General features: G+C 72.6%; 23 protein-coding genes. 17 read left to right on the top strand and 6 right to left on the bottom strand.

Going from position 1 to position 23,176, the window contains the following annotated elements:
- The first annotated feature begins 81 nt into the window (after window positions 1-81).
- The 4 genes from ACLVWQ_RS04310 (at window position 82) to ACLVWQ_RS04295 (ending at window position 5,010) form a co-directional block, all read left to right on the top strand.
- The gene (locus ACLVWQ_RS04310; protein ID WP_414106788.1) at window positions 82-1,668 is read left to right on the top strand and encodes an ABC transporter substrate-binding protein; all 1,587 of its coding nucleotides are present in this window, start codon (window positions 82-84) and stop codon (window positions 1,666-1,668) included.
- Window positions 1,665-2,618, top strand: coding sequence for an ABC transporter permease (locus ACLVWQ_RS04305; protein ID WP_414106787.1), 954 nt, complete (start codon window positions 1,665-1,667; stop codon window positions 2,616-2,618). The genes ACLVWQ_RS04310 and ACLVWQ_RS04305 overlap by 4 nt, the downstream gene beginning before the upstream one ends.
- A 71-nt stretch (window positions 2,619-2,689) precedes the next feature.
- Complete coding sequence (locus ACLVWQ_RS04300) at window positions 2,690-3,478, top strand: ABC transporter permease (RefSeq protein WP_414107391.1); 789 nt, start codon at window positions 2,690-2,692, stop codon at window positions 3,476-3,478.
- Complete coding sequence (locus ACLVWQ_RS04295; RefSeq protein ID WP_414106786.1) at window positions 3,475-5,010, top strand: ABC transporter ATP-binding protein; 1,536 nt, start codon at window positions 3,475-3,477, stop codon at window positions 5,008-5,010. Before ACLVWQ_RS04300 ends, ACLVWQ_RS04295 begins: the two co-directional genes overlap by 4 nt.
- A gap of 22 nt (window positions 5,011-5,032) precedes the next feature.
- On the opposite strand, the gene ACLVWQ_RS04290 is transcribed toward ACLVWQ_RS04295, so the two are convergent.
- Both ACLVWQ_RS04290 and ACLVWQ_RS04285 read right to left on the bottom strand, forming a co-directional pair.
- The gene (locus ACLVWQ_RS04290; protein WP_414106785.1) at window positions 5,033-5,563 is read right to left on the bottom strand and encodes a hypothetical protein; all 531 of its coding nucleotides are present in this window, start codon (window positions 5,561-5,563) and stop codon (window positions 5,033-5,035) included.
- Between the two features lie 164 nt (window positions 5,564-5,727).
- Complete coding sequence (locus ACLVWQ_RS04285; RefSeq protein WP_414106784.1) at window positions 5,728-7,947, bottom strand: hypothetical protein; 2,220 nt, start codon at window positions 7,945-7,947, stop codon at window positions 5,728-5,730.
- A gap of 548 nt (window positions 7,948-8,495) precedes the next feature.
- Between ACLVWQ_RS04285 and ACLVWQ_RS04280 the strand changes: the two genes are divergently transcribed.
- Both ACLVWQ_RS04280 and ACLVWQ_RS04275 read left to right on the top strand, forming a co-directional pair.
- The gene (locus tag ACLVWQ_RS04280) at window positions 8,496-9,089 is read left to right on the top strand and encodes a hypothetical protein (protein WP_414106783.1); all 594 of its coding nucleotides are present in this window, start codon (window positions 8,496-8,498) and stop codon (window positions 9,087-9,089) included.
- A complete protein-coding gene (locus ACLVWQ_RS04275) occupies window positions 9,079-9,861 on the top strand; it encodes a class F sortase (RefSeq protein WP_414106782.1) in 783 nt (260 codons plus the stop codon). Before ACLVWQ_RS04280 ends, ACLVWQ_RS04275 begins: the two co-directional genes overlap by 11 nt.
- Before the next feature lie 53 nt (window positions 9,862-9,914).
- Here the strand turns inward: ACLVWQ_RS04275 and ACLVWQ_RS04270 are convergent, their stop codons facing one another.
- On the bottom strand, window positions 9,915-10,913 hold the full coding sequence (locus ACLVWQ_RS04270; RefSeq protein ID WP_414106781.1) for an alpha/beta fold hydrolase: 999 nt from the start codon (window positions 10,911-10,913) through the stop codon (window positions 9,915-9,917).
- Window positions 10,914-11,209: 296 nt separating this feature from the next.
- Here ACLVWQ_RS04270 and ACLVWQ_RS04265 point away from each other — a divergent pair, with 296 nt between their 5' ends.
- The 5 genes from ACLVWQ_RS04265 to ACLVWQ_RS04245 all read left to right on the top strand — a co-directional run bounded on the left by ACLVWQ_RS04265 (window position 11,210) and on the right by ACLVWQ_RS04245 (window position 16,261).
- Window positions 11,210-12,625 (top strand): S1 family peptidase, encoded by a 1,416-nt coding sequence (locus tag ACLVWQ_RS04265; RefSeq protein WP_414106780.1) that lies wholly within the window; start codon window positions 11,210-11,212, stop codon window positions 12,623-12,625.
- Window positions 12,626-12,693: 68 nt separating this feature from the next.
- A complete protein-coding gene (locus ACLVWQ_RS04260) occupies window positions 12,694-13,935 on the top strand; it encodes a damage-control phosphatase ARMT1 family protein (protein WP_414106779.1) in 1,242 nt (413 codons plus the stop codon).
- A gap of 124 nt (window positions 13,936-14,059) precedes the next feature.
- Entirely contained in the window at window positions 14,060-14,440 is a 381-nt protein-coding gene (locus ACLVWQ_RS04255; protein ID WP_414106778.1) for a hypothetical protein, read from the top strand.
- 90 nt (window positions 14,441-14,530) lie between these two features.
- Window positions 14,531-15,187 carry a DUF3105 domain-containing protein gene (locus ACLVWQ_RS04250; RefSeq protein WP_414106777.1) on the top strand — a complete coding sequence of 219 codons (657 nt, stop codon included), beginning with the start codon at window positions 14,531-14,533 and terminating at the stop codon, window positions 15,185-15,187.
- Window positions 15,188-15,355: 168 nt separating this feature from the next.
- Complete coding sequence (locus tag ACLVWQ_RS04245) at window positions 15,356-16,261, top strand: hypothetical protein (protein ID WP_414106776.1); 906 nt, start codon at window positions 15,356-15,358, stop codon at window positions 16,259-16,261.
- Window positions 16,262-16,333: 72 nt separating this feature from the next.
- Here ACLVWQ_RS04245 and ACLVWQ_RS04240 read toward each other — a convergent pair whose 3' ends face one another.
- The 3 genes from ACLVWQ_RS04240 to ACLVWQ_RS04230 all read right to left on the bottom strand — a co-directional run bounded on the left by ACLVWQ_RS04240 (window position 16,334) and on the right by ACLVWQ_RS04230 (window position 17,983).
- Window positions 16,334-16,525, bottom strand: a complete 192-nt coding sequence (locus ACLVWQ_RS04240) for an antitoxin (protein ID WP_414106775.1) — start codon at window positions 16,523-16,525, stop codon at window positions 16,334-16,336.
- A 100-nt stretch (window positions 16,526-16,625) separates the two neighbouring features.
- Window positions 16,626-17,348 (bottom strand): ribonuclease H family protein, encoded by a 723-nt coding sequence (locus tag ACLVWQ_RS04235; protein ID WP_414106774.1) that lies wholly within the window; start codon window positions 17,346-17,348, stop codon window positions 16,626-16,628.
- 86 nt (window positions 17,349-17,434) lie between these two features.
- The gene (locus ACLVWQ_RS04230; RefSeq protein ID WP_414106773.1) at window positions 17,435-17,983 is read right to left on the bottom strand and encodes a GNAT family N-acetyltransferase; all 549 of its coding nucleotides are present in this window, start codon (window positions 17,981-17,983) and stop codon (window positions 17,435-17,437) included.
- Between the two features lie 170 nt (window positions 17,984-18,153).
- On the opposite strand from ACLVWQ_RS04230, the gene ACLVWQ_RS04225 reads away from it, so the two are divergent.
- From ACLVWQ_RS04225 to ACLVWQ_RS04200, 6 genes are all read left to right on the top strand, one after another.
- Window positions 18,154-19,077: a MurR/RpiR family transcriptional regulator gene (locus ACLVWQ_RS04225; protein ID WP_414106772.1), complete on the top strand. Its 924-nt coding sequence runs from the start codon at window positions 18,154-18,156 to the stop codon at window positions 19,075-19,077.
- A 221-nt stretch (window positions 19,078-19,298) separates the two neighbouring features.
- Window positions 19,299-19,682 (top strand): hypothetical protein, encoded by a 384-nt coding sequence (locus tag ACLVWQ_RS04220; RefSeq protein WP_414106771.1) that lies wholly within the window; start codon window positions 19,299-19,301, stop codon window positions 19,680-19,682.
- Window positions 19,683-19,835: 153 nt separating this feature from the next.
- Window positions 19,836-20,564, top strand: coding sequence for a TetR family transcriptional regulator (locus ACLVWQ_RS04215; RefSeq protein ID WP_414107390.1), 729 nt, complete (start codon window positions 19,836-19,838; stop codon window positions 20,562-20,564).
- A 120-nt stretch (window positions 20,565-20,684) separates the two neighbouring features.
- On the top strand, window positions 20,685-21,110 hold the full coding sequence (locus tag ACLVWQ_RS04210) for a Zn-ribbon domain-containing OB-fold protein (protein WP_414106770.1): 426 nt from the start codon (window positions 20,685-20,687) through the stop codon (window positions 21,108-21,110).
- A gap of 70 nt (window positions 21,111-21,180) precedes the next feature.
- Window positions 21,181-21,690 (top strand): mycothiol transferase, encoded by a 510-nt coding sequence (locus ACLVWQ_RS04205; protein ID WP_414107389.1) that lies wholly within the window; start codon window positions 21,181-21,183, stop codon window positions 21,688-21,690.
- Window positions 21,691-21,927: 237 nt separating this feature from the next.
- On the top strand, window positions 21,928-23,175 hold the full coding sequence (locus ACLVWQ_RS04200) for a tetratricopeptide repeat protein (protein WP_414106769.1): 1,248 nt from the start codon (window positions 21,928-21,930) through the stop codon (window positions 23,173-23,175).
- Window position 23,176: the final 1 nt, after the last annotated feature.

The following is a 23,176-nucleotide window of genomic DNA, read 5'->3' as shown; positions in this document are numbered from 1 at the left end:
CCCCGGACACCGCACACCGCACACCCCACGCCTCCATCACGCCTCACCCAGCCTCGTACCTCACACAGCAAGGACAACCTCATGCAGGACTATCCCGGCCTCCGTCGCAGAGGCCTTCTCGCGGCGGCCTCCGGTATCGGCGCCCTCGCTCTCGTCGGCTGCGGCGGCTCGGACGGCTCGGGCTCGGGCGGCTCCGGCGACGGGAACGGCGGGAGCGACGGGAAGCCCAGGCGCGGCGGACGGCTGCGGGCCGCCTTCGCGGGCGGCGGCGCGAGCGAGACGCTCGACCCGCACCTGGCCAACCTGTTCGCCGACGTGGCGCGCGCCAAGGCGCTCTTCGACAAGCTGGCCGACTACGGCGACGACCTCTCCGCCCAGCCGCGCCTGGCCTCCGGCTGGGAGCCGAACGCGGGGCTCGACCGCTGGAAGGTCACCCTGCGGAAGGCTGACTTCCACGACGGGAGGCCCGTCACCGCCCAGGACGTCCTGTTCAGCTTCCGCCGTATCGCCGACCCCGAGAAGGCGTTCCGTGCCAAGGCGTCCCTCGAACCCGTCGACCTGGAGGCGAGCCGGGTCGTCGACGAGCGGACGGTGGAGTTCGTCCTCAAGCGGCCGACGGCCGAATTCCCCAACGTGCTGGCCGCGTTCGGCGCGTACATCGTTCCTGCCGGGTCCTCGGCCGCCGACTTCGACAAGAAGCCGGTCGGCTCGGGGCCGTTCCGCTTCGTGTCGTTCGCGCCGGGCCGCTCCGCGGTCTTCCGCCGCAACGACGACCACTGGGACGGCGCCCCGCACCTGGACGAGGTGGAGTTCGTCGTCGCCAACGAGGAGTCCGCGCGGGTGAACGCGCTGCTCGGCGGGCAGGTCGAGTACGCCCATGAGCTGAACCCGACGACCGCGCGCGCCCATGAGGGCAAGGGGCAGATCGAGATCGTGCGGCTGCGGAACAGCGCCATGCAGGCCTTCGCCATGAAGACCGACCGGGCGCCCTTCGACGACAAGCGGGTCCGGGAGGCGTTCTTCCTCATCGCCGACCGCCAGGAACTCGTCGACGGGGCCCTGTCCGGCGCGGGCGTGGTCGGCAACGACCTCTTCGGCAAGGGGTACGAGTACTACTCCGACGGGCTTCCGCAGCGCGAGCAGGACCTCGACCGGGCCCGCTCCCTGCTGAAGCAGGCGGGCGCCGAGAAGCTGAAGGTCACCCTGGACACGTCGGCGGTCGCGGCCGGCTTCACCGAGGCGGCGAGCATCTTCCGCGACCAGGCCGCGAAGGCCGGTGTCACCGTCGAGATCAAGATGGGCAGCAAGGACTCGTACTGGGCGGACATCCTCGACTCCGGAACCCTGTGCTGCTACCGCTCGGGAGCCATGCCCATCGAGTCCCACATCTCGCAGCGGCTCCTCACCGACTCCACCACCAACGCCACCAAGTGGCACCACAAGGACTTCGACGCGCTCTACCAGCAGGCGCAGTCCACGAAGGACGACAAGGAACGCGCCGCCGTGTTCGGGCGGATGCAGCGCCGGCTGTACGCCGAGGGCGGCTTCCTGGTGTGGGGGTTCGCCGACTGGATCATCGGAACGACCAAGCAGGTCAAGGGCGTCGACCGCGAGGCGCCCGCCAACACGCTCGACTGGGCGCGGTTCGACAAGGTCTGGCTGGCGTGAACGGACTGGGTTCCTGGGCCGTCCGGCGGCTGCTGCTCGGCGGTGCGCAGACCGTGGCCGTGGTGCTGCTGGTCTTCGCGCTCACCGAGGCGCTGCCGGGCGACGCGGCGGTGGCCCTCGCCGGGGACCAGCCGGACCCGGCGCGGATCGCCGCCATCCGCGAGGCGATGGACCTGGACCGGCCCGCGTACGAACGGCTGGCGGACTGGGCGGCCGGGCTGCTGCACGCCGATTTCGGCACCTCGCTGGCCTCCGGGCGGCCCGTCTCCTCGTACATCTCCGGCGCCTTCGGGCCCACGCTGCTGCTCGCCGCGCTCACCTTCGCGCTGCTGGTGCCGGTCGGGGTCGGGCTCGGGGTGCTGGCCGCGCGGTTCGCGGGGCGGCTCGTGGACCGGCTGGTCAGCGCGGTGACGCTGGCGGTGTACGCGGTGCCGGAGTTCGCGTTCGGGGTGCTGCTGGTGACGGTGTTCGCGCTGCGGCTCGACTGGCTGCCACCGACGGCGGTCGGCTACGGCACGGATCTGCTCGGGCATCCGGCCGCGCTCGTCCTGCCGGTGCTCGTCCTGCTGTCCCGGCCGGTGTGCTCGCTGTCCCGGCTGGTGCGCGCCGGGATGATCGACGCGCTCGCCTCGCCGTACGCCGCGCACGCCCGGCGGTACGGGATCCCGGGCGCCCGGGTGCGGTACGCGCACGCCCTGCCGAACGCGGTCGCGCCGGCCGCCCAGCAACTCGCCCGTACCGTCGACTGGTTGTTGTGCGGAGTGATCGTCGTGGAGGCCCTGTTCGTGATCCCCGGTCTGGGAACCGTACTGATGAACGCCGTGGCCGAGCGGGACGTCCCCGTGGTCCAGGGGCTCGCGGTGGTCTTCGGGGTGATCACGGTGGTGCTGAACCTGGGAGCCGATCTGGTCGCCCACCGGTTCGCGCCGCGGGCGGAGGTGGCCGCGTGAGGGAACGGTGGCAGACGGCGGGCAGGAGAGACCGGAAAGCAGGCCGGGACGGGCGGTCGCCGGGGCGGTTCGTGTCGGGGGCGGTCCTGGTGTGTGTGCCGCTCGTCCTCGCCCTGTGCGGGCCGCTGCTCGTGGGCGGTCCCGGGCCGCGCGCCGCCTCGTTCACGCTCGGCGACGGGCACTGGCTCGGCACGGATTTCGTGGGCCGTGACGTGTGGCGCCAGGTGCTGCTCGGCGGCCGGCCCGTGGTCGTCGTGGCGCTCGCGGCGACCGCCCTCGCGTATCTGGTGGCGCTGCCCCTCGGGTTGATCGGCGCGCTGACGCACCGGACCTGGCTGGAGGAGGCGCTGATGCGGCCGCTGGACGTGCTGCTCGCCGTGCCGTCCTTGTTGATGATCCTGCTGGTGGCCTCGGTGTTCTCACCCGGGGCCGCCGGGCTGACGCTGCTGGTGGCGTTCGTGAACATCCCGGACGCCGCGCGGATCGTCCGGGCCGCCGCGGCGGACGTGGCCTCGCGTCCGGCGGTGGAGGCGCTGCGGATGCAGGGCGAGTCGTGGTGGCGTGTCGCCGTGGGCCATGTCGGACGGTCGATCCTGCGGCCGCTCGTCGCCGACGCGGGGATACGGCTGACCGGCGTGCTGTATCTGGTGGCCACGGCCGCGTTCCTGGGCATCGGTGTGGCGCCGGACGCGGCCGACTGGGCGGTGATGGTGGACCGCAACCGCACGGGGCTGTTCGTGCAGCCCTGGGCCGTGGTCGTCCCGGCGCTGCTGATCGTGGCGTTGACGATGGGCTGCAATCTGCTCTTCGACGCGGCACTCGACCGCAAGGACAAGAACAAGAAGGGGACACGCCCATGAGCGGGGCCACCGCGGTCGCGGAGATCGAGGGGCTGACCGTGGAGGTCGGCGGCAGACGCATCGTGGACGGGGTGAGTCTGCGGGTGCTGCCCGGGAAGGTGACCGCGCTGGTCGGGGCCTCCGGCAGCGGGAAGACGACCACGGGCCGCGCGCTGCTGGGCGAGTTCCCGCCGGGCGCGAGCGTCTCCGGTTCGGTACGGGTGACCGAGGCGCTGGTCGGCTACGTCCCGCAGCATCCGGCGGCGGTGCTCAACCCCGCGCGGCGGGTCGGTGCGCTGCTGCACGACATCGCACGCGGTCAGGTGCGCGAGCTGCCCCGCCGTGCGCGTCGTCCGGCGGCCCGGGAGCGAGTCCTGAGCGCACTGGCCGCGGCGCAACTGCCGGACGGTGAGACGCTGTTGCGTCGCTTCCCGCATCAGCTCTCGGGCGGCCAGCAGCAGCGTGTCGTGCTCGCCCAGGCGGTGCTGCTCGGCGCGCGGGTCGTCGTCGCGGACGAGCCGACCACCGGTCAGGACGCGCTCACCAAGCGCCGGGTCGTCGACGAACTGGCGGCGATCGCCGCGCGCGGCATCGGAGTCGTCCTGCTCAGTCACGACCTGGAGACGGTGCGCGCGCTCGCCGACGAGGTACTGGTCCTGCGCGACGGCCGGGTCGTGGAATCCGGCCCGACACAGCGGGTCTGGCCGGCCCCGTCGCACCCTTGGACGCGTCAACTCCTGGCGGATCAGCCACCGTTGACCGAGGCCGCGGCGAGTGGGGCCCGCCCGGCGGCCGTGCTGCGCGTCCACGGCCTGCGGGCCCGCCACCGGCCCGGCGTCGAGGTGCTGCGCGTCCCGGAACTCACCGTGTACGGCGGCGAATGCCTCGCCGTGCTCGGCCGGTCGGGCAGCGGGAAGACGACCCTGGCCCGCTGCCTGGCCGGACTCCACCGGCGTTACGAGGGCGAGGTGCTGCTCGACGGGGTCCGGCTGCCGCGCAGTCTGCGTGACCGGGGGCCGGCCCAGCTCGCGGCCGTGCAGTACGTCTTCCAGGACGCGCGTGCCTCCTTCGACGAGTACCGTCCGGTCCTCGACCAGGTGGCCAGGACCGCGGTGCGGCTCCGCGGCACGCCCACGGCCGACGCGTACGCCGAGGCGTCGGACACGCTCGACAGCCTGGGGCTGTCCCGCGAGTTGACGGGCCGTACCGCGGCCCGGCTGTCCGGGGGCGAGCTCCAGCGGGCCGCGCTCGCCAGGGCCCTGCTCGCCCGGCCGCGGGTGCTGGTGTGCGACGAGATCACCTCCGGGCTCGACACGGTCACCCGGCGGGGCCTCCTCGACCTGCTCGCCGGGCTGCTCCGCGACCGCGACGACCTCTCCCTCCTCCTCATCACCCACGACCTGGACACGGCCCGGCTCGCCGCCAGGATCGCGGTGCTGGACGCCGGGGAGGTGGTCGAGCAGGGGCCGGCCCTGGACGTCCTCACGGCGCCCGCGCACCCCTTCACCGTGTCGCTGGTGGAGTCCTCGGCACGCCTGACGGCCCGTTCGTGACCCCCGCTCAGCTGCTCCCCGCTCAGCGGAAGTCCACGTCCAGCGGGTCGGCCACGACCGTCGTACGGGGGACGCGCGCGACCAGTGCCAGCAGTTCCCGCAGCCCGGGGCCGGCCGACACCCCGAAGCCGCCCAGCCACTCCTCGGGCCGGGCGGCGTCCGTGTCGAGCGTGAGGGCGTAGCGGTAGCGGCCGGGCCGCCGCGGGGCGAAGTGGGCGAAGGTCGTGAGCGGCAGGCAGCCCGGCCCCGAGACCGGGTCCCACGACTCGCCCGGCGCGAGACCGCGCAGGTCGGCGGGGCGCAGCGGCGCGACGAGGGGGTCCTCGGCCGGCGCGGGTGACGCCACCAGGACGCCCTCCTCGGCGCCTTCGGTGCCCTGGACACGCGTCACGGTCGGCAGATAGCGCGGGAAGCGCAGGCCGTTCTCGGAGCCGTCGAGCACGCCCGCGATCCACAGGCCGTGCCCGCCGGTGTTGCGGATCTCCACCCGCACGGCGGCCGGGCGGCCGAGGGGCTGGGGGCCACTCGGCCCGTACAGGACGAGGTCGATCACCTGGCGGCTTCCTCCCTGTGCCTCCCCGTCACCCGTCGTCCGGGGTCTGCCCGCGATGCTGCCACAGCCGGCCGGGGAAGGCGCTCACGGGCAGAGGGGTACCCCGTGAGTGCCTTCCCGGGCGCAACCGGATGCCGTCCCGGTGCGGGCCGCCTGAGCACGGGTCAGCCGCCGAAGTCGGCGGTGAGCTGCGCCTTCGTGGTGTCGGCCTGGTCGCGCACGGCGTCCACGACGTACGGCTTGTACGCCGGTGTGTCGAAGTGCCGGATCAGCCGGTCGAGCGTGGTGTTGGCCTCTTCGAGGTCGCCCTGGCGGGCGTAGGCGCGGGCGAGGCGCCGTGAGGCCAGGTTGAGCGTCAGGTTGTCGACGCCCTTGCCCTGCTGGGAGACCTTCACGACCTGGGCGAGCTGCTCGATCCCGGACTTGGGGTCGGGGGGCCGCACGGTCAGCTCGGTCTTGTCCGGGCTCAGGCTCTTGAACTCGTGCTCGAAGTTCAGCCCCTTGGCGAGGCGCGCGTACACGGCGAAGGGGTGTGTGCCGTGCCGCTCGATGACCTCCTGGAGCGCGTCGTTGCCGGACCGCAGCGCCGGCGAGTCGGAGCCGCGCAGGGCGAGGATCTTGCCCTGCTCCTCGCCCATCATCAGCTCGGCGAGCCGGACGTCTGCCTGGCTGACGGGGTGCCGTACGTCGAGCCGCAGCACCGGTGAGACGATCCGGGATCCGTCGGAGGCCAGATAGGCCGCGCGCAGCTGGTAGGTGCCCGGCTGCTGGAAGTAGTGCCCGTCGCGGCCGTAGCCGATGTAGGCGCTGCTGTAGATCGCGGGCCGGTTCGCGTCCAGGCGCACGGACTGGTCCTGGTCGACGCAGCGGCGCAGCAGCGGCCGGTAGAGCACGGTGCGTCCGGAGGGCTGCCTGATGGCGACGCTGACGAGTTCGTCGTCGGGGTGGAGGTGGTGGTGGGTGGAGCGGCCGCGCAGGTCGGTGGTCTCCAGCTTCAGCTCCACGACCACGGGTTCGCCGAACGAGAAGCCGCTCTTGCCGGCGCGCAGGTCGAGGCGGAGGCCGGACTCGTCGGTGAGGGGTTCGTCGAAGAGCTCCGGTTCGATGTCGGCGGCGCCGGTGGCGAACGCGTCGGCGCCCATGATGACGTTCCGGTAGAAGCCGTGCCGCAGGTGGATCTGCTCGTTGTCGGTGAACTGGAAGGGGAAGGCGCCCCAGTAGGCGGCCGCTCCGCCGTTCCCGTTCAACGGCTGGTAGTTCTGCGGGTAGTTCATCCAGGACAGGTCGGCGAGGCCGTTGTTGCCGCCGAGCGGGGCCGGGGGCGTGGCCAGGTTCTTCTGCCAGGAGTGCAACAGGTTGAAGGAGTGGCCGAGTTCGTGGACGTAGGTGCGCAGCATGGCGCGCCGGGCTTCCGGGTCGGTGCCCTGGATCAGGTCGTAGAAGACCGCGCAGCCCTGCCGCTGGAAGGCGTCTGCGGCGTCGAACATGATGCCGCGCACGCCCGTCATGCCTTCGTAGCTGCCGGCCACGAGCAGCCACACCTTCCACTGCGGGACGTTGCGCCAGAGGCTGAAGTTGCTCTCCATGGCGGCGTGCAGTTCGGTGTTGGTCCAGCCGTTCGGGCTGTTCGCGATGACGTTCGCGGTGCCGGAGACCAGCAGTTCGATACCCGCCTCGGCGTAGGCCCGGGGCACGGTGAGGACGCGGGCCGGGCTGTTGGCGGGCTGCGGGAGCGATCCGGTGTCGTAGGAGAGGAAGGGCACGGCCCCGGTCACGGAGTCCTGTTCCCACTCGACGGTACGGAAGTACGGCGAGACGTACGGGCAGACGTAGGTGGCGCCCGGCTGCCCCGGCGGGCGGAGGAACTCGACGGTCGCGGCGCCCGGCCGCTGGTTGGTCCTGCTGCGGGGGACGGTGACCCGCACGAGCGTGTGGGTGGTCTTCCAGGTGTAGGCGGCGATTCCCCTGATGACGACCTGGGCCGCGGTCCAGGAGACGGTGGGCGCGTCCACCACGAACGAGCCGAAGTAGGCCTTCGTCCCGCCGCCCGTGCTGAAGAAGTCACCGCTGACCTTCCGCAGGACCTTGGGGCCGCCCGGGACGCTGTCGACGTCGACCCGCAGGTCCAGTTCGTAGCCGCCGCCGCTGCCGCGGTAGCGGCCCCGGGTGGGGCGGTGGGCCGCGAGGGCGGCGCCGGACCCGGCGTGCGTCGCGGCCGTCTCACCGGCGGCGCGCTGCCCCGGCTCGCTCACCTCGGTGACGTCCGCACTCCCGAAGGCGTCCTGGGGGCGGTCCTCCCACTCCTCGGGGACGGCTGTGTCGGCCAGGGGCGCGGCCGAGAAGTCGGCGGTCCCCGTGGTCGGGTCTCCACTGGCTGTTGACATGGCGACAAGTCCTCCGTTCGCCTGGATGCGCCGTGCGACGGGTGGCGTCCGTACGGCGCCACCCGGGGTTCCCGACCGGCCGGGAGGACTGGTTCGAGCACGTTGGCACCGCGCTCCCGCCGCGTCAACGATCCTTTCCGTTGTCCCGCAGAAATACGACGCACGGCGGGCCCGTGTCCTCGTCGACGGTGAACGACCGCGCGGATACGGGGCGTTGCGGTGCGACGCCGCGGAGGACGAGGTCGAGCCGGCGCGCGGATCATCGTGGCGCCCGGGGCCCGGGGCGGGGTCTGGGGCGCGTACCGGTGCGCGGTCCACCGGCCGAGGCGCTGCTCCGCGGGCCCTCGGACGTGTTCATGCGGGTCCACCCGGACGATGCCGTCGCCCCGCGCTGCCACCGAGGAGCGGCTGAGCACCGAATGGTTGGTCCGGACGGGGGATCTCTGACGTCCCATCAGCGATGCGTCGCGTTTCCGGCCTCCGAATGTGAAAGACAGTCGGTTGCACCACCGATTTGTACGACAATCATTCCGCTCGGAGGACCTCGTATGCCCACCTCATCGCTCACCCGCTCCGTCGGCGCCCGCACCGGCGCCGCCGCCCTCACCGCGGCCGCCCTCGCCGGCACCGCCCTCCTCGGGGCACCGGCCGCCTACGCCGCCCCCGGCGACAACGGCGACGTCAAGATCCACGCGGTCACCACGTCCCCCACCGACCAGCGCAACGAGGCCAAGGTCTGCAAGTTCTACCTGGCCGCCTTCAACTTCGACGGAGTACCGGGGATCACCTGGGTCATCGAGCCGCAGCCGGCGGCCTCGGCCAGTGCCGCGCTCAACGGCACCCTGACCCTCCCGATCGGCACCGGCTACACCGACACACTGGCGCTGCCGGACGGCCAGTACAAGCTCACGTGGAAGATCGCGGGCGCGGTCGGGGCGGGCAAGCAGAAGGTGTTCACGGTCGACTGCAAGGCGGCCGTGCAGGGCGTCCCACCGAAGGGAGGCGTGCCGGCGGGCGGCGGCGGCCTGGCGGACGCGCCGACCGTGTCGGCGGTCGCGGCCGCCGGAGCGGTGGGCCTGGTCGGCGTGTCCGGCTTCGTCTACTTCCGGATGCTGCGTCGCCGGCCCGACGGTGCCGCGTAGGCGCGCGCCCAGGCCCTGGTACCGCACACGTGCCTACCGCCTGACGAGAACGCTGGTCCTGGCGTTCTCGCTGGTGATGGGCGGCATCTGGTGGGCCTCGGACGACGATCGGCCCGCTGGGCCGGTCGCCGCCCCGGCGGCGGGGTCCGGTGACGCGAAGGCGTCCCCGGGCCCGCCCGCCTCCGTGTCACCGGAGCCCCGGCGCAGCCCCGCTCCCGAACGACCCGCCGTCCGCCGGCCGATCCCGCCGCCTCGGCCACCGGGATCCGCACAGCCGTCCCGGACACTCCGACCGCTCCCCCGATCCAGGCCGACGAGCCTGAGCATCCCCGCTCTCGGCCTGAAGGCCCCGGTCATCGCACTGGGCCTGGACCGACGGCAACAGCTCACCACCCCGCCCCTCGACAAGCCCAAGCTGGCCGGCTGGTACGAGGGCGGGCCCTCACCCGGAGAGACCGGCACGGCCGTGATCGTCGGCCATCTGGACACCCGCACCGGCCCCGCCGTCTTCGCCGGCCTGAGCACGCTCAAGCCCGGCAGGACCATCGAGTCCCGGCGCGCCGACGGACGCACCGTCGTCTACACGGTGGACACCGTCCGCCTGTACGAGAAGTCGCGCTTCCCCAGCCAGGACGTGTACGGCGCCAGCAAGCGTCCGGAGCTGCGGCTGATCACCTGCGGCGGGGTGTACGACCGCGCGTCCGGCTACCGGAGCAACGTCGTCGTCTTCGCGCATCTGACGAAGACCCGAGGGCCCGCGCGCGAGGGTTAGGTCTGCGCGGGCACACGAAACCACCCTGCCCGATCCGCCCAGCCGCAGGGAGTTCACCGGCTGCGGCTCACGGACTCCAGCCAGTCGGTCAGGAGCCGGTTGACCTCGTCGGGGCGTTCCTGCTGGACCCAGTGGCCGCAGCCCTCGACCAGGTGCGAGGAGACCAGGCCGGGCAGCGTGCTGGGGAAGGCCTTGATCGCGTCGGCCAACCAGGCGATGGAGGCGTCCAGTTCACCGGCGACGAAGAGCGACGGCTGGGTGATGGGGGCGCCCTCCCACTCGGCGAGGTCTTCCCAGTCCTGGTCCATGTTGCGGTACCTGTTGAGCGCGCCGGTGAGACCGGTCCGCTCGAACTCGGCGGCGCAGAAGTCGAGTTCCGCGTCCGTGAGCCAGGTCGGGCGGTCCGTCACGAACCGGTCGGAGAGCCTGCCGCCCTTCGGTACGAAGAAGACCGAGCCCGCCGCCGACGCCGGCATCGTGTCGGCGGCCAGTGTCGCGTAGAAGCCGGCCAGCCAGCCCTTCACGTCCGGCTCGATCTCCGCCTCCGCGCGGCCGGGCTCCTGGAAGTGGCTGACGTAGAACTCCTCGTCCCCACCGATCATGGCGAAGGCGTCGGTCGGCCGCATGCCGCCCCTGGGCGCGTACGGCACCCCGAGCAGGCCGACGGCGGTGAAGACGTCGGGCCTGAGCAGCGCGGAGTCGGCGGCGATGGTCGAGCCCCAGTCGTGGCCGACGATCACGGCGCTCTCCGCGCCGAGCGCCCGGACGACCGCCACGTTGTCCTCGACATGGGCCCCGATCCGGTACGCGTCCACGGCCTCGGGCACCGACGAGCGCCCGTATCCGCGTACGTCGACGGCCACCGCGCGGTAGCCCGCCGCGGCGAGCGCGGGGAGCTGGTGGCGCCACGAGTGCCAGAGCTCGGGGAAGCCGTGGACCAGCAGGACCAGCGGGCCGGTGCCCTGCTCGACCAGATGGATACGGCCACCGGGCACATCGACCAGTCGGTGCCGGGCGTCCGCCGGTGTGAACGGGCTGGCGTCCTGCGACATATGTGCTCCTTGATACGGGATCCAAAGAGATCCGACGAGATCTGACGAGATACGACGAGATCCACTGATACCGATCATGGCGGTCGACCGCAGCGAGGAGCGAGGAACCTTGCCGTTTCGGCAAAAGCCCGTCGCACGGAGGGCCATGGGCGACAGGCGGGTTCGCGCCGACCACGAACCGCCGGGCGCCCCGGTGAACCGGACCGCGCGACGACACGTACTGGAGGAGGGCGTTCACCCTGCGGTGACGCCCGCAGGAGTGACGCTGTGTCAGGACAGTCACACGGGAGCCATGGATGAGGCATGCACGACGCAATGTTCAGCGAATCGCACGGTTCGCCGCCATCGGCGGGCTGGCCTGCGGAGGGCTGATGGTCACGCAGGCCATGGCGAGCGAGACGTCCGACGACCGGAGGACTCCGGGCGTCGAGACCGAGGCCGCGCGGACAGGACAGGAGCTGGTGGCCGAACTGGGCACCTCGCGCACGGCGGGCAGCTGGATCGACGCCGAGGGACGTCCGGTCGTCGCGGTGACCGACGAGAAGGCGGCGGCCGACGTACGCGACGCCGGCGCCGTCGCCAAGGTCGTCCGCTACACCATGAAGGACCTCAGGACCGCCACCGCGACACTCAAGGACGCGCCCAAGGTGGCCGGCACCTCCTGGGCGATGGACTACGCGACGAACCAGGTGGTGGTGCGCGCCGACACCACGGTCTCCGCCGCCGAGTGGGCACGGCTGACCGAGGTCGCCGAGGGCATCGGCAAGTCCGTGCGCATGGAGCGCACGGAGGGCACGTTCACACCGCGGCTGAACGGCGCCGACGCACTCTTCGCGGGGTCGGGACGCTGTTCCGCGGGCTTCAACGTGACGAACGGGCAAAACGACTTCATCCTCACGGCCGGCCACTGCGGCCCCGTGGGCACGACGTGGTTCTCGGACCAGCAGGGGACCAAACAGGTCGGCTCGACCGTCTCCGACTCGTTCCCCGGCGGTGACTTCTCGCTCGTGCGGTACAGCCCCGGAACCGTCCTCAGCGGCGCCGACGTCGTGTCCGTCGGCAACGGCCAGGGCATCCGGATCGTCGGAGCGGCCGATCCGGCCGTCGGCCAGAAGGTCTTCCGCAGCGGCAGCACAACGGGCCTCCAGTCCGGTCAGGTGACGGGCCTGAACGCCACGGTGAACTACCCGCAGGGCACGGTCACCGGACTCATCGAGACCACGGTGTGCGCCGAACCGGGTGACAGCGGCGGCCCGATGTTCGCCGACGGACTGGCCCTGGGCGTCACCTCGGGCGGCAGCGGGGACTGCCAGGAAGGCGGTACGACGTTCTTCCAGCCGGTGACCAAGGCCCTGGACTCGCTCGGCGTGAAGCTCGCCGGTGACCCCGGAAAGGCCGGTCAGGCCGCGCCCTCGGCCGGGAGCACCAACAGCTCGGGCAGCGGCGCGGGCGCTGCGGCGGCACCGCCCGGCACCTCTTCGACCGCCCCCGGCGGCGCGGTCCTGCCGGGAGCCATGGGCCCGGCGGACACGGGCCCCCAGGGCGGGACCGGCAGTACGACGTCGGCGCTGGACCGGCTCGGGGAGTACCGGAACCTCGGCCCCGGGCTGTTCGTCATCGCGGGGAGTCTGCTCGCGCTGGTGGCCCTGCGGATCCGTTCGGAACGGGGCCGCAAGCGCTACCGCAACCAGTACTCACAGAGCTGGGGCTGAGCCGGCACCCGACGACGACTCGACGGCTCGACCCGGCCCGTGGACGGCACGGCCGGTTTACTGGGGGCATGACGCGCCCCAGTCCCCACACCGGCCGAGCCCCCGCCGACACCGATCCGGACACCGAGAACCTCACCCCCGCCCCGGCCCGTGGCCCCGATCCTGCCCCTGTCGTCGTCGGGACCCCGGGCTCCTTCGCGCGCGGCGTGCTGGACGAGCGGCACCCCGCCCTCGTCGAGCGGGTGCGGCGGGCCACCCCGTACCCGCCCGCGCACCAACGCGCGCTGGACGCCCTCCTCGACGAGATCACCGAGGGGACCGTCGAGCGGCTGGGCGACGACGAACCGGACGCCGGGCACTGGCGGGACGAGCCGTACTACGGGCAGCGGTGGGCGGACGTGCCGTTCCTCTGGGCGGAGAGCTTCTTCTACCGCAAACTCCTGGCCGCCCTGCGCCACTTCACCCCGGGCCCCTGGCTGGGCATCGATCCCTTCGCCCCCTTCAAGCACGCCGAGCTCGCGGGTGCCGAGGTGGACGACGAACTGTCGGCGCTCGACCGACTTCCCTCGCTCGCGCCGCCGGAGCGGGACCGCACGCTCCTGCTCTCCTCGCTCTGGGGCAACCGCGCCGATCTCGGTTTCCAGCTGTCCGCAGGAGAGGCGGGGTTGGGCGAGCGGGTGCAGGGCCTCGTCGTCGACGAATCGGCGACGCTGTGGAAGATCCTCGATGCGGGAGAGCCCGGAAAGGTCTGCCTCGTCGCCGACAACGCCGGCCCCGAACTGCTCCCCGACCTCGTCCTCGCCGACCATCTGCTGACGACCGGGCGGGCGGCCCGTGTCGTCCTGCACCTCAAGCCGTATCCGTACTACGTCTCCGACGCCACCACCGCCGACACGCTCGCCTGCCTCGACCGGCTGACCGGTGCGTCGGGCCACGCGGCGGCGGTCGGCGAACGGCTGCGGCGGGCCGTCGTCGAGGGACGCCTGATCCCGCGTACCCACCCGTTCTCCTGCGCCCCGTACTCCTACGACCGGATGCCGGCCGACCTCCGGGAGGACTTCGCGTCCGCCACCCTCACCGTCATGAAGGGCGACCTCAACTACCGTCGTCTGGTGGGAGACAGGCACTGGCCGGCCACCACGCCGTTCGCCGAGGCCACCGCGTACTTCCCCGGTCCGGTGGCGGCGCTGCGGACGCTCAAGTGCGACGTCGTGACCGGCCTGACGCCCGGCGTCCTGACGGAGCTGGACGCGGGCACGGAGGCCTGGCGCACGAGCGGGACACACGCCCTCGTACAGGTCCGAACGTGACCCTCCGAGCCTGACAGGTCCGAGCCCCGCCAGGCCGGCACCAGGAAGGCGAGGCGTGCGGGTCGTGCCGCGTTCCCCGGGGTCCCGGAAGGGCTGTCACAGGCACCGCATACCATCACCGGTGATGAGCAGCCGGGCACCGCAGCGAGCGCGCCGCGTCACGCGGGCCGCGGCGCTGTGTCCTGCGCTGGCCGTGCTGTTCGCGGTGCTGGCGGCATGTCTGGGATACCTGCCCTCGCACGGCGGGACCGCTCCGCCCTCCCTCCCGGTGGTCACCGTCTCCGTCGCCCACGAGCGGCTGGGCGCTCCCGCCGAGCACGACCAGTGCTGCGGCCTGCCCACCCGGGAGGCGCGGGCCGTGCTGCCGGTGGGGACTCAGCTCCTCCCCGCGGTGGCGGCGCCCCTGCCGGCCGTCGCCCGACCGGCCACCGCACGCCGCGTTCCCGTGCCGCCCCCCACGCGCGTGGCCCCCGACCTCCACGTCCTCCAGGTGCAGCGGATCTAGACCGGCGTCCGCACCACGACGTCCGGTCGCCCCCCCTCCACCCACCGCCGCCCCGACGACCGGCGCGGCGGGGACAAGGAACGCACTCCCATGAGCAGATCCAGCAAGAAGTCGGCTTCCACGGCCCGCAAGGCCCGTATCGAGGAGATGCGCCGCGCCGAGAAGGCCCGCGAACGCAGAAACCGCGTCCTGACCATCACGGTCAGCACGGTCATCGTCGCCGGACTCGTCGGGTTCGGCGCGTACTACATCGACCGCGCGAACGACAAGGACGAGCAGCAGCAGGCGGCGGCGAAGAAGCCCGTCGACGGCGAGAAGTCCTGGGACGCGAAGAAGCTGACCCAGAACCACGTCACGAAGTCCGTGTCGTACCCGATGAATCCGCCGGTCGGCGGCGACCACGACCAGGCGTGGATGACCTGTGACGGCTCGGTCTACACGAAGGCGATACCGAACGAGAACGCCGTGCACTCGCTGGAGCACGGCGCGGTGTGGATCACGTACAACGACAAGGCGGCGGACGCCGACGTGCAGACGCTCGCCGACAAGGTCGCCAAGACCCCGTACACGCTGATGAGTCCGGTGCCGGAGCAGGCGGGCGCCCTCATGCTGTCGGCCTGGGGCAAGCAGCTGACCGTGGAGGAGGCGTCCGACCCGCGGGTCCAGCAGTTCCTCACGAAGTACGTGCAGGGCGCGCAGACACCGGAGCCGGGCGCGGCCTGCACGAACGGCATCGACGCGAGCTGACACGGTACGCGTCGCCCGATCGGCCTGACCCGACGGCCTGACCCGTCCGGGCGACGCATGCGGGCCCTGGTCCGCCGGTCCGGCGTGGGAACGGCCCGGCCCCGGGGTGTTCCCCCATCCTCTCCTCGACGCATGCGCACACATGCGCGCGAGCCAGAGGAGGAACCCGTGCCGGTACGCCCCACTCCCCGCAGGACGACCCTGCTGCTGACCGCGGCGGCCGTGCTGGCCGCCGCGGGCTGGACCGCCGCGGGACAGCCGGCACGGACGGCGCCCCCGCCCCGGGCGCCCGAGCCGCCGGCGGCTGCCACCGCGTCGACCGTCTGCTCCCCCGCGGGCACCCTGCGGGGGCCGGGCGGCCAGCGGGCCCTCGTCAGCCTCTGCGCGAACGGCGGGGGCGCGGGCACGTCGCTGTCCGCCCCGGCCACCTGCCGGCGCACGGGCTCCTCCGTCCGGTACGCCTGTCTCAGCTCGGGCACCTGGACCCTGCGGCGCGGCGGCAGGACCGTCGCCACGGGCCCGCTGCCCGGCGGCAGGGAGACCCCCGGACCGGGTACGTACGACGTCAGCGGCACGGTGCACGTCCGCTCGTCGCCCGCCGGTGTCGACCTGCGGGGTACGGTCCGCGCCAGACTGACCCTCACCGACCCGAAGCCGGTCGCCACCCACCGCATCGAGGTCGACCGGCACACGCTGCGGCCGCACGCGTCGGCCACGCTCACGTACACCGTCTCGCGCGACAGCGACGCGGGGGACGGGAGCGCCCGCTTCGGGCTGATCGGGGAGGAGACCTCGGGGGTGGAGCTGACCACGTCAGACGCCCGCTGCGTCAACCCGCTCACCGGCCGTCATCCGTCGACGACCCGCAGCATGTACGCCCTGGACTGCGCCCTCACGGATCTGCAGCCGGGCCGGCCCGCCACGGTGGTCGTCCGGGCCAGGGTCGCGGAGGCCTGCACGAGCGTCGTCTCCAAGCTGGGCTACTGGATGCCCCGGGGGCAGAGCCTCCACACCGGCGGCATGCTGGCCGGGCCCACGGTCGTCTGCCACCCCTCGGCCACCCGCGGACGCTGACGCCCGCCCCTCGGTGGCAGCAGAGCAGCGGGCCGGTCCCACGAGGGGACCGGCCCGCTGCGAGCGCGGTGTTCAGGACCGCGGCGGCCGGTCGTCCCGACCCGACCCGAACTGGTCCTTGAGCTTGTCCTGGGCGGTGTCCACGTGACGGCTGTACTTTCCCTTCGTCCTGCCGTCGACGAAGTCGCCGAGTTTGTCGACACCCTTGTTCGTCTGGTCCGGGTGGCCCTTCAGCATGCCCTTGATCTTGTCCAAAACGGACATGATTCATCCTCCTGGTCAGTTCACCCCTACGTATCAAGAGTCACCGCAGGTGCCGGGTTCCGCATCCGGGAGGGGCAGAAGGCTTCCGGGCCGACAGGAGCTAGGCCTCCGTACGGCACTCCGGGTGGCCCCAGCCGTCGGCGTTCTTCGCGATGGTCTCGCCCGCCGCGTACGAACGGCCGCACCGGCACCGGCCGGGGAACTTGGCCTTGAGCGTGCGTGAGGAGGAGGACGAGGACCGCGCGGACGAGGAGGACGCCGCCGAGGAGGAGCCCGCGGACGGTGTGCGCTTCTTCGCGGGTGCCGCCTTCTTGGCCGCCGGGGACTTCGGCGGTTCCGGAGAGCCCTGCCCGCTGCCCGCCGCCTTCTGGACGAACGCGGCCTGACTCGCCGCCCGGTCCGCGAAGTCGTTGAGGGGGTCGCCGTCGACCTGGTGCGCGGGCACGTACCGGAACTCCACCGAGCGGCCGCTGAGCAACTCGTCGATGCGTACGACGAGTTCCTGGTTGGCCACCGGCTTGCCCGCCGCCGTCTTCCAGCCCTTGCGCTTCCAGCCCGGAAGCCAGGTGGTGACCGCCTTCATCGCGTACTGGGAGTCCATCCGGATCTCCAGCGGTACGTTGGCGTCCACGGCCGTCAACAGCCGCTCCAGGGCTGTCAGTTCGGCCACGTTGTTGGTCGCGGTGCCCAGCGGCCCCGCCTCCCACTCGGTGGGAGTCCCCGTTCCGTCCCCGACGACCCAGGCCCAGCCGGCGGGGCCTGGGTTTCCTTTCGACGCCCCGTCACACGCGGCGATTACGCGTTCAGCCATGCGCACGATCATGCCAGGGCTCGGGGGTCCTCCGGTAAGGGGGCCGGGTGAGGTGCGCGGCTGTGCGTGGTCGTGCGCACCTGCCGCGCCGCCGGCCGCTACCGGGGCGCCGCGTAGGAGTGGACGGTGACCGTCCGGTCCGGGCCCCATCGCTGTTCCGAGGTGGCCAGGAGGTGCCAGCCCTGACGTTCGTACAGGGCGGCCGCCGCTCTGTCGGTCGCCACGACGTCCAGTACCGGGTGCAGCTCCCGGCGCTCCGCCTCCTCGGCCGCCCGGGTCAGCAGGAGCGCGCCGAGCCCGTGGCCGCGCGCCGCGCGGGCGACGAACAGGCGGCTGACCACCGCGGTGGCGGCGCCGCTCGCGTCCTGCCGGGCACGCCACAGCCCGGGAGCCAGGTCGCCCGGTCCGCCGCGGGACAGGACGACGTGGCCGGCGACCCGGCCGTCGAGTTCCGCGACCCACGCCGCCAGCAGGGAGGAAGGGGACAGCCACGCGACCGGCTCGTCGGGCCGGTTCACGGGGTAGCCGTCGCCCTCGTGGACCTCGCCGAGCACCCGCGCGCAGGCGTCGAGGTCGGCCTCCTCCCGGCACCGGACCACGACCCCGCCCGGCCCACCGGCGCTCCCGCTCGTCATCCCGCTCGTCATCGCGTCCTTCGTCCCGCTCGTCGGCCCACTCGGAATCCCGGTATCGAAACACAGCCCGTACGGTGACCGCCGGGCACCCCGTTGAGCACGGACGACCGTCCGCCGGACCGCCGGACCGCCCTCCCGGTGAGCTATGTTGAACCACTGTGGGACACGAAAAAGGTGCACCGGTGCCATCTCCGCAGCAGGCCCGTGCGCAGGCTTCCGCGATCAGTGCGGGGAAAGCGGTTCCGGAGGCGGAGGCCGCTCCCACGACCCGGCTGCGAGCCCTGTTCGACCGCCCCCGGCTCTCGCCCGGCCAGCGACGCATCGCCCAGTACCTGATCGAGCACATCACCGAGGCGGCCTTCCTGTCGATCACGGAACTCGCGGACCGCGTGGGCGTGAGCCAGCCCTCGGTGACCCGCTTCGCGACCGCGGTCGGCTTCAGCGGATACCCCGCCCTGCGGGAACGCCTCCAGTCGATCGCGCTCAGCAAGCTGGCCAGCACGCCCGACGCCGCCGAGGAGGCCCGGCCCAACGAACTCCAGGCCGCCGTCGACGCGGAGATCGACAACCTGGAGAACCTGCGCCGCGACTTCGCCGACCCGGAGCAGGTCATCGCGACCGGCCGCGCCCTGTCACAGTCGGCGCCGCTCACCGTCCTCGGGCTGCGGATCTCCGAGTCGCTGGCCGAGTACTTCGCGTACGCCGCCCGGCGGGTGCACCCCGACGTCCGGCTGGTGACCCGGGGCGGCAGCGTCGCCTACGACGCCCTGCTCCAGTCGCGGGAGGCAGGCGGTACGTGGGTGCTGGCCTTCACCATGCCCCGGCACGCGCACGAGACACTGACGGCCATGCGGGTCGCCCGGCGGGCCGGTCTGCGCGTCGCCCTGGTGACCGATCTCGGACTGGGGCCGCTGGCCGACGAGGCCGACGTCGTCTTCGCCACCGGCACCGGATCCGGACTCGTGTTCGACTCCTACGCCGCGCCCGTCGTCCTGTCCTCCGCTCTGCTCCAGGCCATGACCGACGCCGACCCGGAGCGCACCCAGGCCCGCCTGGAGGAGTACGAACAGGTCGCCGAGGAGCACGCCTTCTTCCTCAAGGACTGACCGCTCCGGCCGCCTACACGCCGTTCCGGACGCGCCCCACACACAGCACCGCCACATCTCCCCCGCAAGGTGAAATCCAGCCACGGTCACCCGTGAATTTTTTCATACCCTTGCGAATCGGGGCGGTATATATGAATACTTCATGCTGAAGATCGGGATCCGGTGGGGTCCTGTGCCACCGACAAAAAGAACCGCCCGCCGGCCACCTCGGAGCGATGCCCATGTCCCTGACGTACTCACCCATCAGCACGGACTGGCCCTGTCAGGTCAAGACGCCCGGCAACCGCGACTGGGAACGATCGGCGGCCAAGTGGCTGCGCGAGCTGGTGCCGACCCGCTACGCCAGCTACCCGCTGCTGATCCGGCAGCCCGTCCTGCTCGCCCGCCACGCGCAGATCCAGCTCCAGCAGGAGATCCGGGTCGTGCGCACCGCGTTGCACAGCGCACGGGCCGAACTGCCCGCCATGGGGATGCCGGAGTCGGTCATCGAGCACACGATCAAGCTGTACGCGGCCGAGCTGACGCAGTTGAACCACATCGCCCGGGGCGTGCGCGTGATCACCCAGGCACTGGTGGAGAGCCACGCCGCACGCCAGGCGCACTGAGACGCCGGCCACCCGGGGCAGCACCATGGCACTCAGTTCCCTGTTCGGAGCACACTGAGTGCCGTCAGTCCCTCTCCCGGTGCTAGGTTCCCCACCATGAGCGAGGCACTCCGTCCCGGCCGGGCGGCCGACGTGACGCACCCGAAGCCGCCGATGCGGGAGTCCCTCGTGGCGGCGGCGTTCCAGCTGTTCGTGGAGCGGGGGTACGAACAGACCACCGTCGACGACATCGTGGCGCTCGCGGGCGTCGGACGCCGGTCCTTCTTCCGGTACTTCCCGTCCAAGGAGGACGTGGTCTTCCCGGACCACGAGGGCTGCCTGGCCGAGATGACCGCGTTCCTGCGCGACAGCGGCCCCGCGCACGAACCGGTGGAGCGGGTCTGCGACGCCGCACGCCTGGTGCTGCGCATGTACGCCGAGAACCCGGCGTTCTCGGTCCAGCGCTACCGCCTGACCCGGAAGGTCCCGGGGCTGCGGGCCTACGAACTCTCGGTCGTCTGGCGGTACGAGCGGGCGCTGGCCGAGTATCTGCGCGGCCGTTTCGCGGGCCGGCCCGACGGGACGCTGCGGGCCGACGTCATCGCCGCGGCCGTGGTCGCGGCGCACAACAACGGACTGCGGTCCTGGCTGCGGTCGGACGGCCGCAGCGACGCCAGGGCCGAGGTGGACCACGCCCTCACCCACGTCCAGCAGGCGTTCGGACCGCAGGACGGGACGTCCGGCGGTCCGGCGCGGGGGGCGGACACGACGGGAACGGCGAGATCGGTGGGAACGGCCGCGGACAGGGACGACGACGTGGTCGTGGTCGTCTCCCGGCGCGGCGCCCCGCTGTGGCGGGTCGTCCAGGAGATCGAGACCACGCTCGGCCGCAGTACCGACTGATTCCCGGTGAATTAAGGGGTACCGAGTACCTTCACATGTGGCACTGCGTGCCATAGCCTGAGCCTGTGCGCGGCACTCCGCGCACCTTCGGATTCCGGCCAGGCGCAGGGAGATGACATCGTGTTCCACCGAGGAAGCGGGACCACGACGGGCGTACTCGACCCGGAGACGGCGACGGCGACGGCCGAGGGGTCGGCCGAAGAGGGTCTCCTCTACCAACGCTGCCGCTGGTGCGGCAGCACCATGTTCCACCGGCTGCTCTGCCCGGTCTGCGCGGGCAGCGATCTGCGGACGGAGCGCAGCGCGGGGCTCGGCGTCATCCGCCACACGACCGTCGTGCAGCGCAACACCCCGGCCGCGCGCAACGTGTCGCTCGTCGAGCTGGCGGAGGGCTTCACCGTCCGGTGCCGGGTCTCGGGGCCGCTCGTCGCGATCCGCACCGGCGACCGGGTGCAGCTCGCCACCCCGTCCGATCCGGTGCGCCGCGAGCCCGTGTTCAAGCTCTGCGAGGAGCCGTTCTCCGGGCCGTACCCCGGCTGGCGTTGAGGCGCTCCGCGGCGCCGCGGTGGACACTGGCAGGTACAGAGCGGTGCCCACGGAGAGCGCGGAGGAAGCCATGCACGCCAAGGACGTCCTGCTAGATGCCTACGGCCGCGTCCAGGAGGAGGTGCACGCCGTCGTCGACGGCCTCTCCCCGGACGACCTCAACGCCCGCCCCGGCGACCGCGCCAACTCGATCAGCTGGCTCGTCTGGCATCTCACCCGCGTCCAGGACGACCATGTCGCCGACGCCTTCGGCCTCAAGCAGGTCTGGCTGTCCGCCGGCTGGGCGGACCGCTTCGCACTGGCCCTCCCCCACCCGGACACGGGTTACGGCCACACCCCGCAGCAGGTAGCCGAGGTCCGGGTGGACTCGGGAGACCTGCTGGTCGGCTACTACGACGCGGTCCACGAGCAGACGCTGGCAGCCCTGCGCGGCCTGCGCGCGGACGACCTGGACCGCGTCGTCGACGAGAACTGGTCCCCGCCCGTCACCCTGGGCGCGCGGCTGGTCAGCGTGGTCTCCGACGACCTGCAGCACGTGGGCCAAGCCGCTTTCGCACGGGGCCTGTCCGCCGGCCGCTGAGCGCGTCGCCGCACGCCGCTCGGTGCCGCGCACTGTGACATGCGCCTCAGAGGCAACCTCATCGCCGACATCCCCGTCTTGATCCGCAACGAGGTGGCGCGGCGGCGCGCCGGTGACCCGTCAATCCCAGGACAGCGATCCGAGGCGGAGAACCGGGACACTATACACACTATGTATACATGCTGTGTATAGAGAGCCCTGCCGCGTCCACCGCACCCGGCGGACCGAAAGGCACCCATGTACGGCAAGGCATTCGCACCCGAGTACCAAGGCGCGCTCACCACCCTGTCCGTGAACTCCTCGCTGGTCGACGTACTGGCCGCGGGCACCGAGCAGTTGCGCGCGGCCGAACGCTCCGGGGCACGGGGAGAGGCCGCCCGCTCAGGTCTCGCGGTCGCGGAGGCGCACCGGCGGCTCGGGCAGGTGGCCGACGCCGACCTGGCGTGGAAGGCGAGTTACCGGGCGGCCCGCGCGGAAGGGGACACGTCCGCCATGGCCTGGGCCCTGTGGAGCGGCGGCACCCTGGCACGCCAGCGCGGGGCGCTCCCCCTGGCCCGGCGCCTGCTCGGGCTCGCCGCCGAGCTCGGCGAACTCAGCGGCGACATCGTCGTACGCGGCTACTCGCTCGCCGGGATGGCGGAGACCGGCCGGATCCAGGGCGACTACGCGGCGGTCGGCGAACTGCACGAGCGGCTCCTCGCGGAGGCCCGTACCCGCGGCGAGGCGCGGCACACCGTGTGGGCGCTCGAAGGCATCGCGCAGATGCACCGCAACACCGGGTCGTACGACACGGCGTACGCCATGTTCGAGGAGGCCGCCGAGATCGCCGGCCGGGCCGACGACCGGCGCGGTCACGCGTGGGCGCTGCGCGGCCTGGCCGACATCGTGTCCGTGCGGGACGGGGACGCCGACCGCGCGCTCGGTCTCCTCGCCGAGGCCGAGGTGGCGTGCCGTGAGATGAACCTGTCGAGCGCGCTGGCGTACAACCAGAAGATGCGCGGAAACGTCCTCTACCGCGCCGGGCGTCACGAGCAGGCCCGGGACGTCTACGCGCAGGCGCTGGCGGAGTTCCGCGCGATGAGCGAGCCGCGCGGGGAGGCCCTCGCCCGGCTGGGCCTGGCCAAGTCCCTGGCCCGCCTCGGCCGCGACCCGAAGGAGACGGCGGCCGAACTGGCCGACCTGGCGACCGTGCTGGAACGGATCGGCCTGCGGCACGCGCATCGCATGGTGGCCCTGGCGCAGACCGAGCTCGGCGTCGGGACCGGGACCGACACCGACACCGACACCGGGACAAAGACCCTGGCGGCCGGGTCCGGGACGACGCCGAGCACGAGCACACGGCTTTCGGACGCCCCGTCCGGTCCGCCGTCCGCTCCGCCGTCCGGCGGACCGGCCACCCCGCTCACCGGTGACCCGTCCCCCGTCGTCGTCGCGCGCGCCGCCGTACCCGCGGCCGGCCGGATCGTCGTGAGGGGTCGGCGATGAC

Origin of the sequence: Streptomyces sp. CWNU-52B, from assembly GCF_047444975.1 — a bacterium.
Lineage (GTDB): Bacteria > Actinomycetota > Actinomycetes > Streptomycetales > Streptomycetaceae > Streptomyces.
Note: the sequence above shows the minus strand (reverse complement) of the source record. Positions and strands in the feature narration are given on the sequence as shown.

Excerpts from the sequence above, each read along its gene's own strand:
- ACLVWQ_RS04230 (WP_414106773.1), bottom strand. The coding sequence starts at position 17,983 with ATGACGAGCGGGATGACGAGCGGGAGCGCCGGTGGGCCGGGCGGGGTC.
- ACLVWQ_RS04255 (WP_414106778.1), top strand. The coding sequence starts at position 14,060 with ATGAGCAGCCGGGCACCGCAGCGAGCGCGCCGCGTCACGCGGGCCGCG.
- ACLVWQ_RS04265 (WP_414106780.1), top strand. The coding sequence starts at position 11,210 with ATGAGGCATGCACGACGCAATGTTCAGCGAATCGCACGGTTCGCCGCC.
- ACLVWQ_RS04285 (WP_414106784.1), bottom strand. The coding sequence starts at position 7,947 with ATGTCAACAGCCAGTGGAGACCCGACCACGGGGACCGCCGACTTCTCG.
- ACLVWQ_RS04270 (WP_414106781.1), bottom strand. The coding sequence starts at position 10,913 with ATGTCGCAGGACGCCAGCCCGTTCACACCGGCGGACGCCCGGCACCGA.
- ACLVWQ_RS04260 (WP_414106779.1), top strand. The coding sequence starts at position 12,694 with ATGACGCGCCCCAGTCCCCACACCGGCCGAGCCCCCGCCGACACCGAT.
- ACLVWQ_RS04205 (WP_414107389.1), top strand. The coding sequence starts at position 21,181 with ATGCACGCCAAGGACGTCCTGCTAGATGCCTACGGCCGCGTCCAGGAG.
- ACLVWQ_RS04250 (WP_414106777.1), top strand. The coding sequence starts at position 14,531 with ATGAGCAGATCCAGCAAGAAGTCGGCTTCCACGGCCCGCAAGGCCCGT.
- ACLVWQ_RS04240 (WP_414106775.1), bottom strand. The coding sequence starts at position 16,525 with ATGTCCGTTTTGGACAAGATCAAGGGCATGCTGAAGGGCCACCCGGAC.
- ACLVWQ_RS04235 (WP_414106774.1), bottom strand. The coding sequence starts at position 17,348 with ATGATCGTGCGCATGGCTGAACGCGTAATCGCCGCGTGTGACGGGGCG.
- ACLVWQ_RS04215 (WP_414107390.1), top strand. The coding sequence starts at position 19,836 with ATGCGGGAGTCCCTCGTGGCGGCGGCGTTCCAGCTGTTCGTGGAGCGG.
- ACLVWQ_RS04310 (WP_414106788.1), top strand. The coding sequence starts at position 82 with ATGCAGGACTATCCCGGCCTCCGTCGCAGAGGCCTTCTCGCGGCGGCC.
- ACLVWQ_RS04295 (WP_414106786.1), top strand. The coding sequence starts at position 3,475 with ATGAGCGGGGCCACCGCGGTCGCGGAGATCGAGGGGCTGACCGTGGAG.
- ACLVWQ_RS04280 (WP_414106783.1), top strand. The coding sequence starts at position 8,496 with ATGCCCACCTCATCGCTCACCCGCTCCGTCGGCGCCCGCACCGGCGCC.
- ACLVWQ_RS04220 (WP_414106771.1), top strand. The coding sequence starts at position 19,299 with ATGTCCCTGACGTACTCACCCATCAGCACGGACTGGCCCTGTCAGGTC.
- ACLVWQ_RS04200 (WP_414106769.1), top strand. The coding sequence starts at position 21,928 with ATGTACGGCAAGGCATTCGCACCCGAGTACCAAGGCGCGCTCACCACC.